This window comes from Staphylococcus kloosii (genome assembly GCF_032139365.1).
GTDB lineage: Bacteria > Bacillota > Bacilli > Staphylococcales > Staphylococcaceae > Staphylococcus > Staphylococcus kloosii_A.
In genome coordinates, this window is sequence record NZ_JAVTDB010000005.1 from 1 (window position 1) to 2,653 (window position 2,653).

Annotated in this window: 1 protein-coding gene and 1 pseudogene; both read left to right on the forward strand. The window is 30.3% G+C overall.

The window, feature by feature from the left end:
- Positions 1 to 99: 99 nt before the first annotated feature.
- Entirely contained in the window at positions 100 to 963 is an 864-nt protein-coding gene (gene galU, locus RPL90_RS00585) for a UTP--glucose-1-phosphate uridylyltransferase GalU (protein ID WP_313541407.1), read from the forward strand.
- Between the two features lie 13 nt (positions 964 to 976).
- Positions 977 to 2,617, forward strand: a pseudogene (locus RPL90_RS00590) (phospho-sugar mutase).
- Positions 2,618 to 2,653: the final 36 nt, after the last annotated feature.

Here is a 2,653-nt window from a genome sequence, read left to right on the forward strand (position 1 = left end):
AAATTAATAATAAAAGAAATATAGATAATAACAAAGCTTTTATAGAGATAGTGAATATAAATACTCAAATATATAAAGTCATATTGGGGGAGATATATAATGAAAATAAAAAAAGCAATTATTCCAGCTGCTGGGCTAGGTACTCGGTTTTTGCCAGCAACAAAGGCAATGCCAAAAGAAATGTTACCTATTTTAGATAAGCCTACTATTCAATATATCGTAGAGGAAGCAGTTGCGGCAGGTATTGAAGATATTATTATTGTAACTGGGAAACATAAAAGAGCTATTGAGGATCATTTTGATAACCAAAAAGAATTAGAAATGGTATTAGAATCAAGTGGGAAAAATGAACTGCTTGATAAAGTCAATTATTCTAGCAATTTAGCTAATATGTTTTATGTAAGACAAAAAGAACAAAAGGGATTAGGACACGCGATTTGGACTGCGAAGCAATTTATAGGTGATGAGCCATTTGCTGTCTTATTAGGCGATGACATTGTTGAATCAACGACACCAGCTATAAAACAATTGATGGAACAATATGAAAGTACTAATAAATCAGTAATTGGGGTGCAAACAGTTAACGAAAAAGAAACGCATCGGTATGGAATCATAGATCCCATAGATTCTAATGGACGATTGTATAGTGTTAATAAATTTGTAGAAAAACCTAAACCGGGAACTGCACCTTCAAATTTAGCTATTATGGGTCGTTATATATTAACTCCTGAAATCTTTAATTATCTAGAAAATCAAGAAATTGGTGCAGGAGGCGAAATTCAATTAACTGATGCTATTGAACATTTAAATAGTGATAATTGTGTTTATGCTTATGATTTTGATGGTGATCGTTATGATGTTGGAGAGAAATTAGGATTCGTCAAAACAACTATCCAATTTGCATTAAATAATGATGAAATGACTGAGGATATCAAAACATTTTTAAAATCTATTAAATTATAAACAGGGGAAAAATATGAAAACGAAATGGGAAAATGTTTTAGAAAGTAGTCTTGTAAAATATTTTTATGAAAATCAATCATTAGAAGAGAAAAATGAAGGTTATAATAATCAGCTATCATTTGGGACTGCAGGTATTAGAGGGAAATTTGGATTAGGAGAAGGTCGCTTAAATAAATTTACTATTCAAAAAGTGGCTTTAGGACTAGCAAATTATTTAAATGAATATGAACGTGATCCTTCAATAGTGATTCACTATGATACGAGACATTTATCTACAGAGTTTGCTCAAATTATTGCAGAGATTTTAGCGAGTCATAAAATCAAAGTATTTTTAGCAGACACATACAAAACAACACCTGATTTATCTTATGCTGTTAGGTATTTACAAACAAGCGCAGGGGTTATGATAACTGCGAGTCATAATCCTAAAGATTATAATGGAGTGAAAGTTTATGGAAAAGATGGAGCACAATTAGGTACAGAATCGTCTGAGATATTAAGTGAATATATTAATAAATCAGGTGATCCTCTAACGTTAAATATCAATATAAATTCCATTGAAATTCAAGATAATATTTATAAGGTTGAGGATAAGATTTAAGAAAAATATTTCGAAGAAGTATATGAATTAGTAGGAGAAATACCTAATTCAGATTTGAAAGTTGTATTTACGAGTTTACATGGCACAAGTGTTCCAACAGTACCAGAATTATTAACATCACTAGACTTTAAAAATTATACATTGGTTGATGAACAGTGTAGCCCCGATCCAAATTTTAGTTCTGTTGAAAGTGCTAATCCTGAAGACCATCAAGCATTTAAGCAAGCAATAAAAAAAGCTAATGAACTAGAAGCAGATTTATTAATATCAACAGATCCAGACGCAGACCGGATAGGTATTGTTGAAAGAGACATAAAAGGTAACATCTATTACTTTAATGGGAATCAAATTGGGGCATTATTATTATCTTATAGAATAAGGCAAACTGAGCATTTAAATAATAGAGTAATATTCCAATCTATAGTGAGTAGCGGATTAAGTAAAATGATGGCTACAAAATATAATATCAAATGCCAAGAAGTTTTAACGGGATTTAAATATATTGCTGAAGGCATACGTAATTTAAATTCTGAAGATAATTTTATTTTAGGTTATGAGGAAAGTTATGGCTTTTTAGCTAAGCCATTTGTAAGAGATAAAGATGCAATTCAAATTGTCCCGTTAATTATTAAGTATGCTTCAGAATTAAAAAATGAAGGTTTAATGTTAAAAGATGAACTAAAAGCTATTTACAAAGAAGTCGGTCATCATCAAGATAAACTCTTTGCGCATACATTTGAAGGTGAAAGTGGTAAAACTAAAATTGATATGATTATGACTAATATGAGAAATAATCCACCAAAATCGATAGCTAATTTAAATGTATTAGTTGTTGAGGATTTTCAGAAGCAGCAAAGTATAGATATGGTTGAAAATACTAAACGATCAATCATGTTGCCGAAAGCTAACGTTATTAAGATACATTTCCCTGAAGGTTTCATTGCATTAAGACCTTCAGGGACAGAACCAAAAATTAAAGTATATGTATCGTTAAAAGTGGAAAACTTCGATGCTTTAGCACAAAAAATAAATGAATTTATAATTAAAATTTAAAGTTTGCGAGGTATGAATGTGAAAAAAAATGACATG